Source organism: Pseudomonas fluvialis (assembly GCF_002234375.1).
Taxonomy (GTDB): domain Bacteria; phylum Pseudomonadota; class Gammaproteobacteria; order Pseudomonadales; family Pseudomonadaceae; genus Aquipseudomonas; species Aquipseudomonas fluvialis.
Genome location: NZ_NMQV01000004.1, coordinates 1 through 15,747, shown reverse-complemented (window position 1 = coordinate 15,747; position 15,747 = coordinate 1). Strand labels below are relative to the sequence as shown.

The window sequence follows — 15,747 nt, the reverse complement described above, 5'->3', positions numbered from 1 at the left end:
TCCCCGTTAAGGAATACCGCGATGAAAGCACTGCTGTGCAAGGCCTTCGGCCCCGCCTCCAGCCTGCAGCTGGAAGACATCCCCAGCCCCACGCCCAAGGCCAACGAGGTGCTGCTCGATGTCCACGCCGCCGGGGTGAACTTCCCCGACAGCCTGATTATCCAGGGCAAGTACCAGTTCAAGCCGCCCTTCCCCTTTGCTCCGGGCGGTGAAGCGGCCGGGGTGATCAGCGCGGTCGGCGACAAGGTCAGCCAGTACCGGGTCGGCCAGCGGGTCATGGCCCTCACCGGCTGGGGCAGCTTTGCCGAGCAGGTCTGCGTGCCCGCCTACAATCTGCTACCGATGCCCGACGGCATGGACTTCGCCAGTGCGGCGGCGTTCGGCATGACCTACGGCACCTCCATGCATGCCCTCAAGCAGCGCGGTAACCTGCAGCCAGGCGAAACCCTGCTGGTACTGGGGGCGTCCGGCGGGGTGGGCCTGGCCGCCGTGGAAATCGGCAAGGCCATGGGCGCCACGGTGATTGCCGCAGCAAGCAGTGCCGAGAAGCTGGAGGTGGCCCGCCAGGCCGGCGCCGACCAGTTGATCAACTACCGCGAGCAAAGCCTCAAGGACGAGCTGAAGAAGCTAACCGGCGGCAAGGGCGTCGACGTGATCTATGACCCGGTGGGCGGTCCGCTGTTCGAGGAGGCCTTCCGCTGCATCGCCTGGAATGGCCGTCTGCTGGTGATCGGTTTTGCCAGCGGGGAGATTCCCGCCCTGCCGGCCAACCTGCCGCTGCTCAAGGGCGCGTCGCTGGTCGGGGTGTTCTGGGGTGCGTTCGCCCAGCGCCAGGTGCAGGACAACGTTGCCAACTTCCAGCAACTGTTCGCCTGGTATGCCGAAGGCAAGCTCAAGCCGCTGGTATCCCAGCGCTACAGCCTGGCCGAGGCCGGCCAGGCCATCGATGCCCTGACCGAGCGCCGTGCCGTGGGCAAGCTGGTGATCGACGTCAGAAGCTGATCCGCCCCGGCGCCTGCAACACCGGCGGCAGCGGCGCAGGGGCGCTGCCGCTACCCGCCTTGGCCGCGGGCGCTCGCTTGCCGGGCCGCGGCGGCGGCGTGCTCGGCGGCAAAGCACGGATTGCTGCGGCCAGCTCGGCGGCCAGCTGTTGCAGTAGCTCGCTCTGCGCACGCACCTGATCGCGCGCTGTGCCATCGTGCTCGGCCTGCAGGCTGAGCAGCCGGCTGCCACGCAACTGCCCTTGGCCATCCAGCAGGCGCCACTGCGCCTGCAGGCGAGCCGGCTGGCTGGCACCGGAGTCCAGGCGGCTGATGCTCAGCACCGCCTGCAACTGGTTATCGAAACCCACCCGATCCGGATACAGGGCAATGCGGCTGGTTTGCAGGCGACTGGCCAGCTGGCGCAGCAGCAACTGGCCGACATCATCCTGCAGGCTGCCCGCCCAGCGGGCCTCCTGGCTCAGGCTGAGGCTGTCGTCGGCCTGGCGCTGCACCAGGTTCTCGCGCTGCAGATAGTCGGCCAGCTGCAACGGCCCCAGCAACAACGCCGGCCCCTGGTCAGCCGCCGGCAGCGGCGGCGCGCCATCCTGCAACTGGTAGAACTGGGCGGGGGGTTGCAGCGCACAGCCATGCAGGGCAAGCAGCAGCAGCCACAGGGAATAACGCAAGACAGTCATGAACGGTTACCGTTGTTTGCCAAAGATCAGCGATTGCGGCTGCTGGTCCAGCCCCTCCGCCGTACGTTGCAGGGCCTTACCGGCCTGGCTGAGCTCCTGCAGGGCGCGCAACATTTCATATTGCACCTCCGACTGCGGGCCGAGGCTGCGCCGGCTGTCGCTGGCCAGCGCATTGACCTCCTGCAGGGCCTGGGCGGCCTGCTCGGCAGCCCGGCGAATGTCGGCGACCGCCGCACCCAGGTCGTGGCTGCCGCTCTGCGCACTGTCCAGCAACGGCGGCAACTGGCGCTCCAGGTTGGCACTCAGCCGGTCAAGACGCGCCAGCAGGCTGTTCAGGTTGCCCAGGCCCTGCTGCAGATCCGGCGAACTGGTGAGTTTTTCGATACTGCTCAGGGTGCGATTGGCCGAGTCGATCATCGCCTGCAGCGGCAGCTCGCGCAGGCTGGCCACCAGTTCGCGCAGCACGTCGGCGGCCTGGTCGATGCGCGAGGGCACGCTGGGAATCACCGGCAAGTCGTTCAGATCGGTGTGTGTGTGAACATAGCCCTGCTGCCCGGGAAACATGTCCAGTGCCACGATGGCCTTGCCAGTGAGCAGACTGGGGGTCTGCAACTGGGCACGCAGGCCGCGCTCGATCAACTGGCCCAGCACCCGCTCGAAGCCACGCCCCCGCCCGGAGCTGTCGCCGGGGTTGTTGATACGCACGATCACCGGCATCACCACATCCTGCAGTTCGCGGTCATAGGACAGGCGGATCTCCCGCACCGTGCCGACCTTGACGCCGCGGTAGGTGACGTCGGCGCCGACATCCAGGCCGTCCAGCGCGCCGGTGAAGTACACCACGTACTCGCTGGGCTGGCTGAACCAGCTGTCCCGCGACAGCAGCAGCACGCCTGCCGCCAGCAGCGCCAGGCCGGCCAGCAGGAAGGCTCCGATCAGGAAAGGTTTGCGGGCTTCGCTCATCTGCGCTCCATGCCGTGCGCCGTGTCGCCACGGCGGAGAAATCGCTGGACCACCTCGGGCCCTTCGTCGAGCAGCTGCTGCAACGGGCCCAGGGCGATCTGCGTACGGGTCTGATTATCGAGGAACAGGCAGGTGTCGGCCACCCGGTAGATGCTCGGCAGCTCATGGGTGACCAGCACGATGCTCGAACCGAGGCTGTCGCGCAGCTGCAGGATCAGCTCGTCGAGCGCCTGCGAGCTGAGCGGATCGAGCCCCGCCGAGGGCTCGTCGAAGAACAGTACCTGCGGGTCCAGCGCCAGCGCACGGGCCAGTGCGGCGCGCTTGCGCATGCCACCGGACAGCTCGGCCGGATACAGTTCGGCACACCCGGCCAGACCGACCAGGGCCAGCTTGATTTCCGCCAGCTCACGCCGTTCGGCGGCACACAGCTGCGGACGATAGGTGGCCAGCGGTAGGTCGATGTTCTCCTGCAGGGTCATCGCTCCCCACAAGGCACCATTCTGGTAAAGCACGCCGAAGTGCTGCTGCAGGGCCGCACGACTATCCGCGCTGCGCGCCCAGAAGTCTTCGCCGCGGAACAGCACGCGCCCGGCCAGCGGTGCCTGCAGACCGATCAGGTGGCGCAACAGGGTACTCTTGCCACACCCGCTGCCGCCCATGATGACGAACACCTCGCCGGCGGCAATGCTGAAATTCAGATCGCGCTGGATAACCAGGCTGCCATAGCCGGCACTCAGCTGTTCAGCGCGCAATACCGGGGTACTCATCAGATGCCCAGCCGTGTACAGATCAGGGTGATCAGCGCGTCGCTGACCACCAGGGCCACGATGATACTGACCACCGCACGGGTGGTCGCCTGACCGACCGCCTGGGCGTTACGCCCGCTGGCCAGGCCGTAGTGACAGCCGATCAGGCCGATCAGCACGGCAAACACCAGGCTCTTGAAGATACCGATGAGAAAGTCGGTCAGGCTGAGCATTTCCAGGCTTTGCGCCAGGTACAGCGGCGCGGAAATATCGAACAGCCCGGCACCGATGACAAAGCCACCAAAGATACCCAGCACATCGGCGAACACGCAGAGCACCGGCATGGCCACCAGTAGCGCCAGCAGGCGTGGCAGAACGAGAAACTCCAGCGGCGGAAAGCCAAAGGTCTTCAGTGCATCCACTTCCTCGTTGGCCTGCATGCTGCCCAGCTCCGCAGCATAGGCCGCGCCGGTGCGCCCGGCCATGATCACCGCGGTCATCAGCGCGCCCATCTCGCGGGTCATGCCGATGGCCACCATGTTGGCGATATACAGCTGGGCACCGAAGGCCTCCAGCTGGGCGGCACCGACGAAGGCGAGGATCAACCCCACCAGGCTGGCGATCAGCGCGACAATCGGCAGGGCACCCGGCCCACATTGCTGCAGGGCCAGCCAGAAGTCGCCGCTGCGCATACGCGCCCGCCCGCTGGCCAGGCGACCGAGCGCCAGCACCACCTCGCCGACGAACTGGCAGGCCTGACGCAGACTGCCCAGCAGCCCCAGCTGCAACAAGCCCAGACGAGCCACCCAGCCGTAACGCGGCGGTGCCTTGGCCTGGGCCTGCACCGAAGGCGTGGCGGCCATCTGCAGCAGGCGCTCCACCCCCTCCGGGAGGGTTAGCCAATGCACGCGCAAGCCATCGGCCTCGGCCAGCTGCTGCAAACGCCGCAGGGCAGCCAGCAGGCTACTGTCCCAGGCCGAAGGCTGTACCGCCAGCTGCACCTCGGTCTGCCCGCGTGGGCGGCTCTGCCAGAGCGCCGGCAAGTCCGGCTTGGCCTGCTGCAGGGTCCAGGCACCGCTCAGGCAGAGCAGCAACTGGCCATCTGCGGCCGCCTGCCAGCGCAGCTCGGCGGGTTCGCCAGGGCCGGCCATCACTTAGCCCAATGCCTCGACCAGCAAGCCATCGACGCGCTGGAAGCCACGCGGCAGCTTGTTGCCACGCCGGCCACGCTCACCCTTGTAGTGTTCCAGGTCATCCGGCTTGAGGGTCAGGGTACGCTTGCCGGCCTGCAAGACCAGGGCACAGCCCTCGCCGAGCACGGCCAGGTCGGTCAGGTACTCCTCACGGCTGGCCACCCGTTCGCCGGGGATGCCGATGATCTTGTTGCCCTTGCCCTTGGCCAGCTGCGGCAGGTCGGCGACCTTGAACACCAGCAGGCGGCCCTCGCTGGTCACCGCCGCCAGCCAGTCGCTGTCACGGCTGCCGGCCAAACGTGGCGCCATCACCCGCGCGCCTTCCGGCAGGCTGAGCAGGGCCTTGCCCGACTTGTTCTTGGCCTGCAGGTCTTCGCCCTTGACCAGGAAGCCGTAGCCGGCGTCCGAGGCGATCACATACAGGGCATTGTCATCGGGCAGCAGCAGGCATTCGAAGGTCGCGCCGGGCGGCGGTTGCAGACGGCCGGTGAGCGGCTCACCCTGGCCACGCGCCGACGGCAACGAATGCGCAGCCAGCGAGTAGCTGCGCCCGGTGGAGTCGATAAACACCGCGTACTGATTCGAGCGGCCGGGCGCGGCGGCCTTGAAGCCGTCGCCGGCCTTGTAGGACAGGCCGGTGGCGTCGATGTCGTGGCCCTTGGCGCAGCGTACCCAGCCTTTTTCCGAGAGCACCACGGTGACCGGCTCGGTCGGCATCAGCTCGGTTTCGCTGAGGGCGCGGGCCTCGGCGCGGGCGACGATCGGCGAGCGGCGGGCATCGCCGTACTTCTCGGCGTCGTCGAGGATTTCCTGACGCACCAGTTTCTTCAGCTTGGCTTCGCTGCCGAGCAGGGCCAGCAGCTTGTCGCGCTCCTTGGCCAGCTCGTCCTGCTCGCCACGGATCTTCATCTCTTCCAGCCGCGCCAGCTGACGCAGGCGGGTGTCGAGGATGTAGTCGGCCTGCACCTCGGTCAGGCCGAAGCGCGCCATCAGCACCGGCTTGGGCGAATCCTCGGTGCGGATGATATGGATCACTTCGTCCAGGTTGAGGAAGGCCACCAGCAGGCCTTCCAACAGGTGCAGGCGCTTCTCCACCTTGTCCAGGCGGAACTGCAGGCGGCGGCGCACGGTGCCGACGCGGTAGACCAGCCATTCGCTGAGCAGGGTGCGCAGGTCTTTCACCTGCGGCTTGCCGTCGAGCCCGATGACGTTGGTGTTGACCCGGTAGGAGCTTTCCAGGTCGGTGGTGGCGAACAGGTGAGTCATCAGCTCGTCGGCATCCACCCGGTTGGAGCGCGGGATGATCACGATGCGGCAAGGGTTCTCGTGGTCCGACTCGTCGCGCAGGTCGGCGACCATCGGCAGCTTCTTGGCCTGCATCTGCGCGGCGATCTGCTCCAGCACCTTGGCTCCGGAGACCTGGTGCGGCAACGCGGTGACCACGATATCGCCGTCTTCCACGCGGTATACGGCACGCATGCGCACCGAACCACGGCCGGTTTCGTAGATCTTCAGCAGATCGGCCTTGGGCGTGATGACCTCGGCTTCGGTGGGGAAGTCCGGGCCCTGGATGTGCTCGCAGAGCTGCTCGACCGTGGCGCTCGGCTCATCGAGCAGGCGCACGCAGGCCGACGCCACTTCCCTGAGGTTATGCGGCGGCACATCGGTGGCCATGCCGACTGCAATCCCCGTTGTGCCGTTGAGCAGCAGGTTGGGCAACCGCGCCGGCAGGGTGGCCGGCTCGTCCAGGGTGCCGTCGAAGTTCGGCACCCAGTCCACCGTGCCCTGGCCCAGTTCGCTGAGCAGCACTTCCGAGTAACGCGACAGCCGCGCCTCGGTGTAACGCATGGCGGCGAAGGACTTGGGATCGTCCGGCGCACCCCAGTTGCCCTGGCCGTCGACCAGCGTGTAGCGGTAGCTGAACGGCTGCGCCATCAGCACCATGGCCTCGTAGCAGGCGATGTCGCCGTGCGGGTGGAACTTGCCGAGCACGTCACCGACGGTACGCGCCGACTTCTTGTGCTTGGCGTCGGCGTCCAGGCCCAGCTCGCTCATGGCATAGACGATGCGCCGCTGCACGGGCTTCAGGCCATCGCCGATATGCGGCAGGGCGCGGTCCATGATCACGTACATGGAATAGTTGAGGTAGGCCTTCTCGGTAAAGTCGGCCAACGAGCGGCGCTCTACGCCGTCCAGGCTAAGGTCGAGGGTTTGGCTCATGCGGGCCTCATGGCAAGGTGGTTTGGCGCAACAGCAACTGGCCGTCGCGCTGGGTAAATTCCAGACGTTTCAGGGCGCTCATGCCCAACAGCACCTGATCGCCCTCCATGGCGGGGGTGATCAGCGCGGCAACGTCACGTAACTCGATGGCGCCCAGCTGCAGCCGGTCAATCTGCGTACGCCAGGCCTGGACCGTGCCGTTAGCCGTGCGCACGCTAAGCGTTGCGCCAGGCTGCAGGCCGAGCGTTGCGGCCAGCGTCTGAGGCACCGCCACGGCGGTGGCGCCGGTATCCAGTAACAGGGTCACGCGCTGACCATTGATCTGCCCGTCCAACAGGTAATGACCACCCCGGCTGCTGGCCAGCTGAACTTCAACAAAACCCTCGCCCTGACGCGACAGCGGCTCGCGATTGGGATGCTCGCGGCGCTCCTCCCAGCGGGCGAAGAATTGCGTCGCCAGCAACAAGGCGGCCAGCCAGGCAACGATCAGCATCACCCGGTTGGCGTAGCGCAGGGTCGTCGCCGTCATGGCGCCAACCAGCCGTGCGCTGGCGCGGCGACGCGCCAGACGATCGGCCGCTGCTCACCATCGCCGCGTGGCTGACCGCCGTTGTCTACGCCGATCCAGGCGCCTTCGGCATCTACCTGCAGTGCTTCGGCCATGCCGTAGGGCAGCCGATAGCGGCGTGATGCGTCCAGGGCAAACTCGCCGTACGACCAGCAGCGCTCAACCTCGGCGCGCTGCGCATGCCGCCGGCAGAGTCGCCAGTGATGCCCCTCCAGGGTAAACAGTTTCTCGCCGTGCAGGCTCAGCGCATTGAAGCTGCTCGGCAAGCGGCGTTCGCCATACACGGCTGGCGCGGGCAGCGGGGCACTCTCGCTGAGCAGGACACAGTTGCCCAGGCAACGCCAGCGTCCGCCCTGCCAATGGGTCAGCAGCAGCCCCCGGCGCTGTCGCTCGGCGGCCAGCCACAGGCGCTGGCCATCCTCCGCCACGGCAATGCCTTCGAGCAGGGCGTTGGCCTGCAGCAGCATGCCGCTGGCGCGGGCCTGGCGTACCAGCGCCTGCGGCAGACGCAACCACTCGCCCTGGCCCTGGCGATCGACACGCAGCACACTGGCCCGCGCCTCACTAAGCAGGTAACGATTGCCGGCGGCATCGCAGCTGATGCCTTCGAAGTCCAGCTGGCCACCGCGCCATGGCCCGGCCAACCAGGCACGCGCCAGCAAGCCCCAGGGCAGTGCGCTGGGCGGTACGGGCGGCACCTGAATGGCCAGTGCCTCGGCCAGCAGGGTCTGCTCATGCACCTGCAGGCGATAGATATGCCGGTCATCGCGGTCGCTGACCGCCAGCAGTTCATCACCACACTGCGCCAGCCCCGACAGGTTGCCCGACGGCATGCCGAGCACCGGGTATTCGGCCAGCAAGACCAGCGGCGCAATGCGCTCCGGCGCGGCGCTGGCGCAGGTGCTGGCAGCCAGCAGCAGGCTGCCAATGAGTAGGCCAGCCCTCACACCAGTACCTCGGCGAGGTCGCCTTTGCTCTCCAGCCAGCTCTTGCGATCGCCGGCGCGCTTCTTGGCCAGCAACATGTCCATGACTTCCCGGGTGCCCTCGAAGTCATCCAGGGTCAGCTGCACCAGGCGCCGGGTATTGGGGTCCATGGTGGTTTCCCGCAGCTGCGGCGGGTTCATCTCGCCAAGGCCCTTGAAGCGGGTGACTTGCGGCTTGCCACGACGCTTCTCGGCCAGCAGGCGCTCAAGGATGCCATCGCGCTCGGCATCATCCAGGGCGTAGAACACCTCCTTACCGAGGTCGATGCGGTACAACGGCGGCATGGCCACGTAGACATGCCCTGCTTCCACCAGCGGGCGGAAGTGGCGCACGAACAGCGCGCAGAGCAGCGTGGCAATGTGCAGGCCGTCCGAGTCGGCGTCGGCGAGGATGCAGATCTTGCCGTAGCGCAGCTGCGACAGGTCGCTGGAGCCCGGATCAAGGCCAATGGCCACGGCGATATCGTGGACTTCCTGGGAAGCCAGCACTTCACTGCCATCCACTTCCCAGGTATTCAGGATCTTGCCGCGCAACGGCATGATGGCCTGGAACTCCTTGTCGCGGGCCTGCTTGGCCGAACCACCGGCGGAGTCACCCTCGACCAGGAACAGTTCGGCGCGCATCGGCTCCTGCCCGGCGCAGTCAGCCAGCTTGCCGGGCAGCGCCGGGCCCTGAGTGATCTTCTTGCGCTCGACCTTCTTGCCCGCCTTGAGGCGGCGGTTGGCGTTGCTGATGGCCAGCTCGGCCAGCTGTTGACCGACCTCCGGGTGCGCATTGAGCCACAGACTGAAGGCGTCCTTGACCACGCCGGAGACGAAGGCCGCGGCCTCGCGCGAGGACAGGCGCTCCTTGGTCTGCCCGGAGAACTGCGCATCCTGCATCTTCATCGAGAGGACGAAGGCAATGCGCTCCCAGATGTCTTCCGGGGCCAGCTTGACGCCACGCGGCAACAGGTTGCGGAACTCGCAGAACTCGCGCATGGCATCCAGCAGGCCCTGGCGCAGGCCGTTGACGTGCGTGCCGCCCTGCGCGGTGGGAATCAGGTTGACATAGCTTTCCTGCAGCGACTCACCACCTTCCGGCAACCACAGCAGCGCCCAGTCGACCGCCTCCTTGCTACCGGCCAGGCTGCCGCAGAACGGCTCCTCGGGTAGGCGGGCACATTCGCTGACCGCATCCACCAGGTAGGAGCGCAGGCCGTCCTCGAAGTACCAGCGGGTGGTCTCGCCCGTGTTCTTGTCGGTGAAGCTGACATCCAGGCCGGGGCAGAGCACCGCCTTGGCCTTGAGCACATGTTTGAGACGGCTGATGGAAAACTTCGGCGAATCGAAATACTGCGCATCGGGCCAGAAGCGCACGCTGGTGCCGGTGTTGCGCTTGCCCACCGTGCCGACCACTTCCAGATCACTGGCCTTGAAGCCATCGGCGAAGGTCATGCGGTATTCGTTGCCGTCGCGCTTGACGCGTACCTCGACCTGGTTGGACAGCGCATTGACCACCGAAATGCCCACGCCGTGCAGGCCGCCGGAGAATTGGTAGTTCTTGTTGGAGAACTTGCCGCCAGCATGCAGCTTGGTGAGGATCAGCTCGACACCGGGAATGCCTTCTTCGGGGTGGATATCCACCGGCATGCCACGCCCGTCGTCGAGCACCTCCAGCGAGTTGTCTTCGTAGAGAATGATCTGGATGACCTTGGCGTGACCGGCCAGGGCCTCGTCGACGCTGTTGTCGATGACTTCCTGGGCCAGATGGTTGGGCCGCGCGGTGTCGGTGTACATGCCTGGGCGCTTGCGCACCGGGTCGAGACCGGAGAGGACTTCAATGGCGTCGGCGTTGTAGGCAGTCATGGGCTCTCTTGTCTGTCAGTTGAACGCGGAAAAATCCAGGTGCCGCCAGTGTTCGGCGGCGATGCCGGCAAATGCCAGCAGGCGTGGCACGTGCAGGGCAAAGCCGGCAAAACCGTGCTCACCGCCGGCCTCGATGGTCAGCGCGCAGGCACGGTAGTAACGCTCAGCCTCGCGGTAGTCGAGGGTTTCGTCGGCCGTCTGCAGCCAGACCTGGCAACGCGCCGGCGCCTCGGGCGGCGGCACCTCCAGCTCGGCCAGCGCCTGTACATGCGTTTCATCCAGCCACCAGCGCTCGCCAGTGTAATGGTTGCACTGCTCGCCCAGATACCCGGCAAAACGCCGGTGTGGCAACACCGCCGGATTGATCAGCAGCATCGGCAGGTCGTGCTGGCGGGCCAGGAAGGTTGCATAGTAGCCACCCAGCGAGCTGCCGACCAGCAAGGGCCGCCCCAGCTCGGCGATGGCCTGCTGCAACTGGGCGATGGCCTGGCGTGGATGATGATGCAACGCGGGAATACGCAATTGCCCGGCCAGACCAATACGCTGCATGACCGCTTGCAGGATACGCGCCTTGCTGGAAGCCGGAGAACTGTTCAGGCCATGGATATAAAGAAGCGGACTCACCGTCATCTACCCGGGGCGACGGGCCGCCGGACGACCCGCGCAGCGCGGCTTATTCGATCAGTCCGGCATCCGCCAGCAACTGCTCCAGCGCCAGCAGATCGGGAATGCGCGCGACCTGCTCGCCCAGCTGCACGGCATCCAGCTCCAGGGGTGCCAGGGCCACGTCGGCGCGCGGCAGATCGCTGGAAACCTTCTGTGCATGGGGGATACCCTGCACCAGCAAGGCAATGAACTTGAGCAGCGGCCGTCCGCCAATCGCGTTCAGCACGGCAACCCGCACGTCCTCTCGCGGCGGTTGCGAACCCCCACTGGCCAGCTCGAAGGACAGCAGGGGCAGACTCAGGTCACGCCAGGCGATCTGCCCAAGAAACCAGTCAGGCATGCCGTCACTGGTAATCGGCGAGCGATAGGCAATCAGTTCAGCAACCGCCGTGTTGGGCAGCAGCAACTGGCGGTCAGCCAGGGGAATCAGCAGCGCGGTCAGGACTTCGCTGGCCTCGTCACGGGTAGCTACGGCTTGGCTCATGGGCGTGGTTTCCGGCTCAGGCGCACTGGGCGGCAAGGTGATCGACAAGGGCAGCAGCCAGTTCGCGCGGATCGCCGCTGAAACTGCTGAAACCACCCTCACGCAGGCTGTCGGGCATGCTCGGGCAGATACAGCTCTCCGAACGCTGGGTCCAGATCTCGCCACCCTGGCGCTTGACGTAGGCAGCGGCTGCGCTGCCGTCACTGCCCATGCCACTGAACACAATGACGCCGCACTGGCTGCCATAGGCCTGTGCCAGGTTAAGCATCATCTGGTCGATGGACGGGCTGTAGGGCTCCTGCCAGGCGCGCTCGGTGACCAGCATCTGGCCCTCGTCGCCAAAGGCCAGTTCGTGACTGACCGGCACCACCAATACTTCGCCACAGCGCGGCTGGTCGCCCTGGCGTACCGGGTTGACACTCCACTGGCTGTGCCGGCCAACCGCCTGGGGCAGACTGGCTTCGAAGGCCGCATCGATGTGCTGGGCATACAGAAAGGCCAGCGGCAAACCACCGGGCAAGGCATCGAGAAACGCCTTGACCGCTACCGGACCACCCAGCGAAGCCGCCAGCAGCCATACCTGGCGCGCCGGCGCGCCAGCCTGCAAGGGGGCTTCGGCCAACGCTTCGGGAAGGTTCAGGCGGCTCGGTCGCTGCCCCTCGTCAAGCAGGGCCTGCAAGCTGGGGCCAACTGCCGCGGTAGGATCACCGACCAGGCGTTTGACCTTGCTGAACAGGCTGCGCTCCCAACGCGGGTAGTTTTCCGAATGCCGCTCGGGAGCGTGCCCCTCGCCGAACAACACCGGAGCACTGGCATTCTCCAGCAGCTCATCGACCAGTGGCGAGTCTTCCGACTGGGCCAGGTCGACCAGCCACAGGTCCGTATCACAGGCCGCCAGGCTGTCCTGGTCGATCTTCCCGGGGTCGCTGTTGAGCACCACCTGGTAACCGTTGCCGGTCAGTGCCTGTTGCAGCACATGACGTTGCAGCGAGGTGTCGGCGAGCACGGCAATCCGTGCAGCGGTTTTATCAGACATTGCGCGGGTCCTTGATCAGCTGCTGGATGGTTTCAAGCAGCTGGCTTTCCTGATAGGGCTTGCCCAGGTATTCGTTGACGCCAATCGCCATGGCGCGTTCACGGTGCTTCTCGCCGGTTCGCGAAGTGATCATGATGATCGGCAGGTCCTTGAGATGTGCGTCGTGACGCACCAGGGTCGCCACTTCGAAACCGTCCATGCGCGGCATTTCGATATCCAGCAGCATGATGTCGGGCTTGTGTTCCTGCAGCTGGGTGATGGCATCCACCCCGTCCTTGGCGGTCAGCACGTTCATACCGTTACGTTCCAGCAGACGGCTGGTGACCTTGCGCACGGTTACCGAGTCATCCACCACCATGACCAGCGTCGGACGGGCCTGCTCGACCTCCGCCACAGGCGCCAGTTGCGGCCGCGTGCGGGCCTGCAGGCTGGCCTGGTGCGCATGCAGCGCGCGGATGGTCGCCAGCAGATCGAGAATCACCACCACGCGACCATCACCGAGGATGGTCGCCCCGGAAATGCCGTGCACGCCGGCAAATTGCGGGCCAAGGCTCTTCACCACAATTTCCCGGGAGCCGGCCAGGCTGTCGACCTGTACAGCCATGGCATGCTCCTTGGAACGCACCAGGATCACCGGCAGCGGCAGGCTTTGCCCGACCAGCTTGGGTTGCTGGCCGTTACCCAGCAGATCGCCCAGGTACTTGAGTTCATAAGCCTGTCCGGCGTATTCGAAGCGCGGCGCATCAGGCGCGTAGTAGGCCTCCAGCTCATAGGGCGAGACCCGCACGATACCTTCGATGGTGTTCAGCGGGATGGCATACAGGTCTTCACCGGAGAGCACCATCAGCGCACGGTTCACCGACACGGTAAACGGCAGACGGATGGTGAAGGTGGTTCCCTGGCCGAGCTGCGAGGCAATGCTCATGCTGCCGCCCAGCTGTTTCACTTCCGAATGCACCACGTCCATACCGACGCCACGCCCGGAAATCTGCGTGACTTTCTCGGCCGTGGAGAAACCTGCCTCGAGAATGAACTGGAGGATCTCCTGATCGGACAAGCTGGCATCGGCATCCATCAGGCCGCGCTCGATGGCCTTGCGGCGGACCGCATCCAAACGGATACCCGCGCCATCGTCGGCCAGGGTCAGGACGATATCCCCGCCTTCACGCCCCAGCTCCAGGCGAATACTGCCAACCGCCGGCTTGCCGGCCGCCTGGCGCTGCTCTTGTGACTCGATACCGTGGTCGACGGCATTACGCAGCATGTGTTCCAGCGGCGCAACGATGCGTTCAAGCACGGTACGGTCCATTTCCCCTTCGGCGTTGCCGACATGGAACTCCACCTGCTTGCCCAGTTCGCCAGCGATCTGCCGGACAATACGCCGCAGGCGCGGCACCAGACGATCAAAAGGCACCATGCGGGTACGCATCAGGCCTTCCTGCAGCTCGGTATTGACCCGTGCCTGTTGCAGCAACAGGGTTTCCGCATCGCGGTTCTTGGTGGCCAGGGTTTCCTTGAGGTCGAGCAAGTCGGACGCCGATTCGAACAGCGCACGCGACAGCTGTTGCAGTTGCGAGTGGCGGTCCATTTCCAGCGGGTCGAAATCTTCGTAGCCGACGCGCTCCGCCTCGGCCTGGATACGGCTGAGAATCTGCGCCTGGGTTTCCGTATCGAGGCGGCGCAACTGGTCGCGCACCCGCTCGATAGTCGCTTCCATCTCGCTGAGGGTGAAGCTGAAGTCGCTCACCTGCTGCTCGACGCGGCCACGGAAAATCGAGGTTTCCCCCGCCAGGTTGACCAGGCCTTCGAGCAACTCCGCGGGTACCTTGACCAGCTCCTGCGGCGCACGACGGGCCAGGGCTTCCTGGGCTGCCTCGCGGGCCTGCTGGACAAAGGGCAGCACCTTGGCAGTCTGGCTAGGGGCCAGCGCGGTACTGCTAGCGGCGACAATCGGCTGGGCAAGCTGGCTGCGCAACGGCTCGGCGGCCACCTCGGCAACCGGCACTGGCGGCTCGCCCTGCTCGTCCAGACGCGCGCGCAACTGTTGCAGTTCGCCCTGCAAACCTTCGTAGGCCGATTGCAGGTCGACCTGCAGGCTTTCCGGCCACGGCTGACCCTGCCGGCGAGCCTCCGTCAGATGCTGCTCCAGATCATGACTGATATTACCCAGACGCTTCTGCCCGGCCAGCCGCGCACCGCCCTTGAGGGTGTGCAGCAACCGCAACAGATCGTCCAGTGCCTCGCCATCCTCGGAGCCACCGCTCATCCGACCGATCGCGGCCTCGATGGACTCCAGCAGGTCTTCAGCTTCTTCGAGGAAGATGTCGAGGATATCGCTATCGGCTTCGACCAGCGGCTCTTCTTCGCTCGCCGGTTGCAGGTGCACCGACGTGGGCATGCTCAGCTGCTCGTCGGGATTGGCCCGGAAGCGCTGGATCAGTTCGATGAGCGCCTGGCCATCAGGCAGCGCGCGCCGCTCACGCAGGGCTTCGAGCATCTGCTCCAGACGGTCATGGCAGTCCTGCAACAGGCCGAACAGCGCCGGGCTGGCACGCAGCCGGCCATTGCCCAGGCCTTCGTAGAGGAACTCCAGCTCATGAGCCAGGTCGCCAATGGCACTGATTTCCGCCATGCGCGCACCACCCTTGAGGGTATGCAGGTCACGCTGCAGCGACTCCAGTTCCAGGCTGTTATCGGTATCGGCCATCCAGCGTTGCAACGCTGCACCCGCACTTTCGATGATGTCGAAACCTTCCTCAAGGAAGATTTCCACCAGCTCGAAATCCTGCTCATCCATTGCTGCCGCCGCCATGGGCTCTGGCTCTGGCTCAGCATCAACAGGTGCCATCTCGTCCATCAACTGTTCGGCACCCAGCTGCGGCAGACTGTCCTGTATCGCCCACTCGCTGTCGCTCAGTGCCGGCATGCTGGCATCGTTCGGCAAGCTCAGCTCGGCAGCAGGTTGCGCGGTTTCTTCAGGCAGCGGCAGATCCGGCAGGCTGAGTTCGGCATCCGCCAGCTCAGCCAAATCCATCTCTATTGAATCGCCCAGCGGCGCCACGTCAGCAGCGTCTGGCAGGCCTGTCTGCAGTCCTGCATGGCCCAGTTCCGGCAGTGCGTCCTGCAAACCCCACTCGCTTTCGCTGAGCGACGGCAAGCTGAACTCAGCCTCCTGGTTGAGCGGCTCGCTGGCAGGTTGCGCCGGCTCGACGGCCGGCAGATCGGGTAGCTGAAAATCGACCGAGGGCAGCTCGCCCAAGTCCATTTCCAGTGCCTCAGCCGGAGCCTCGACGGCAAGGGGCAGGGAAGCTTCGGCTTCGGCTTCGGCTTCGGCTTCGGCTTCGGCTTCGGCTTCGGCTT

General features: G+C 65.8%; 13 protein-coding genes. 1 reads left to right on the top strand and 12 read right to left on the bottom strand.

Annotated elements, in window-relative coordinates; genetic code table 11:
- Positions 1 to 21: 21 nt before the first annotated feature.
- A complete protein-coding gene (locus CFY91_RS02840) occupies positions 22 to 1,002 on the top strand; it encodes an NADPH:quinone oxidoreductase family protein (protein ID WP_093984833.1) in 981 nt (326 codons plus the stop codon).
- Here CFY91_RS02840 and CFY91_RS02835 read toward each other — a convergent pair.
- From CFY91_RS02835 to CFY91_RS02780, 12 genes are all read right to left on the bottom strand, one after another.
- Positions 992 to 1,678 (bottom strand): PqiC family protein, encoded by a 687-nt coding sequence (locus tag CFY91_RS02835; RefSeq protein ID WP_093984832.1) that lies wholly within the window; start codon positions 1,676 to 1,678, stop codon positions 992 to 994. The genes CFY91_RS02840 and CFY91_RS02835 overlap by 11 nt on opposite strands.
- Positions 1,679 to 1,684: 6 nt before the next feature.
- Complete coding sequence (locus CFY91_RS02830; protein WP_093984831.1) at positions 1,685 to 2,641, bottom strand: MlaD family protein; 957 nt, start codon at positions 2,639 to 2,641, stop codon at positions 1,685 to 1,687.
- Entirely contained in the window at positions 2,638 to 3,408 is a 771-nt protein-coding gene (locus CFY91_RS02825; protein WP_093984830.1) for an ABC transporter ATP-binding protein, read from the bottom strand. Before CFY91_RS02825 ends, CFY91_RS02830 begins: the two co-directional genes overlap by 4 nt.
- On the bottom strand, positions 3,408 to 4,538 hold the full coding sequence (locus tag CFY91_RS02820) for an ABC transporter permease (protein WP_229727150.1): 1,131 nt from the start codon (positions 4,536 to 4,538) through the stop codon (positions 3,408 to 3,410). The genes CFY91_RS02825 and CFY91_RS02820 overlap by 1 nt, the downstream gene beginning before the upstream one ends.
- 3 nt (positions 4,539 to 4,541) lie before the next feature.
- Positions 4,542 to 6,800 (bottom strand): DNA topoisomerase IV subunit A, encoded by a 2,259-nt coding sequence (gene parC, locus CFY91_RS02815; RefSeq protein WP_093984828.1) that lies wholly within the window; start codon positions 6,798 to 6,800, stop codon positions 4,542 to 4,544.
- Positions 6,801 to 6,807: 7 nt separating this feature from the next.
- Positions 6,808 to 7,329, bottom strand: coding sequence for a retropepsin-like aspartic protease family protein (locus CFY91_RS02810; RefSeq protein ID WP_229727134.1), 522 nt, complete (start codon positions 7,327 to 7,329; stop codon positions 6,808 to 6,810).
- The gene (locus tag CFY91_RS02805; RefSeq protein WP_093984827.1) at positions 7,326 to 8,315 is read right to left on the bottom strand and encodes an esterase-like activity of phytase family protein; all 990 of its coding nucleotides are present in this window, start codon (positions 8,313 to 8,315) and stop codon (positions 7,326 to 7,328) included. The genes CFY91_RS02810 and CFY91_RS02805 overlap by 4 nt, the downstream gene beginning before the upstream one ends.
- On the bottom strand, positions 8,312 to 10,201 hold the full coding sequence (parE, locus tag CFY91_RS02800; protein WP_093984826.1) for a DNA topoisomerase IV subunit B: 1,890 nt from the start codon (positions 10,199 to 10,201) through the stop codon (positions 8,312 to 8,314). The genes CFY91_RS02805 and parE overlap by 4 nt, the downstream gene beginning before the upstream one ends.
- A 15-nt stretch (positions 10,202 to 10,216) precedes the next feature.
- Complete coding sequence (locus tag CFY91_RS02795) at positions 10,217 to 10,831, bottom strand: YqiA/YcfP family alpha/beta fold hydrolase (protein ID WP_093984825.1); 615 nt, start codon at positions 10,829 to 10,831, stop codon at positions 10,217 to 10,219.
- Between the two features lie 43 nt (positions 10,832 to 10,874).
- A complete protein-coding gene (locus CFY91_RS02790) occupies positions 10,875 to 11,351 on the bottom strand; it encodes a chemotaxis protein CheW (RefSeq protein WP_093984824.1) in 477 nt (158 codons plus the stop codon).
- A gap of 16 nt (positions 11,352 to 11,367) precedes the next feature.
- Positions 11,368 to 12,387: a chemotaxis protein CheB gene (locus tag CFY91_RS02785; protein ID WP_093984823.1), complete on the bottom strand. Its 1,020-nt coding sequence runs from the start codon at positions 12,385 to 12,387 to the stop codon at positions 11,368 to 11,370.
- On the bottom strand, positions 12,380 to 15,747 hold a 3,368-nt coding region (locus CFY91_RS02780), incomplete at its 5' end, for an Hpt domain-containing protein (RefSeq protein WP_133063664.1). The genes CFY91_RS02785 and CFY91_RS02780, both read right to left, overlap by 8 nt.

Coding starts and splice junctions, on each gene's coding strand:
- CFY91_RS02825 (WP_093984830.1), bottom strand. CDS start 3,408: ATGAGTACCCCGGTATTGCGCGCTGAACAGCTGAGTGCCGGCTATGGC.
- CFY91_RS02830 (WP_093984831.1), bottom strand. CDS start 2,641: ATGAGCGAAGCCCGCAAACCTTTCCTGATCGGAGCCTTCCTGCTGGCC.
- parC (WP_093984828.1), bottom strand. CDS start 6,800: ATGAGCCAAACCCTCGACCTTAGCCTGGACGGCGTAGAGCGCCGCTCG.
- CFY91_RS02810 (WP_229727134.1), bottom strand. CDS start 7,329: ATGACGGCGACGACCCTGCGCTACGCCAACCGGGTGATGCTGATCGTT.
- CFY91_RS02820 (WP_229727150.1), bottom strand. CDS start 4,538: ATGGCCGGCCCTGGCGAACCCGCCGAGCTGCGCTGGCAGGCGGCCGCA.
- CFY91_RS02840 (WP_093984833.1), top strand. CDS start 22: ATGAAAGCACTGCTGTGCAAGGCCTTCGGCCCCGCCTCCAGCCTGCAG.
- CFY91_RS02790 (WP_093984824.1), bottom strand. CDS start 11,351: ATGAGCCAAGCCGTAGCTACCCGTGACGAGGCCAGCGAAGTCCTGACC.
- CFY91_RS02785 (WP_093984823.1), bottom strand. CDS start 12,387: ATGTCTGATAAAACCGCTGCACGGATTGCCGTGCTCGCCGACACCTCG.
- parE (WP_093984826.1), bottom strand. CDS start 10,201: ATGACTGCCTACAACGCCGACGCCATTGAAGTCCTCTCCGGTCTCGAC.
- CFY91_RS02795 (WP_093984825.1), bottom strand. CDS start 10,831: ATGACGGTGAGTCCGCTTCTTTATATCCATGGCCTGAACAGTTCTCCG.
- CFY91_RS02835 (WP_093984832.1), bottom strand. CDS start 1,678: ATGACTGTCTTGCGTTATTCCCTGTGGCTGCTGCTGCTTGCCCTGCAT.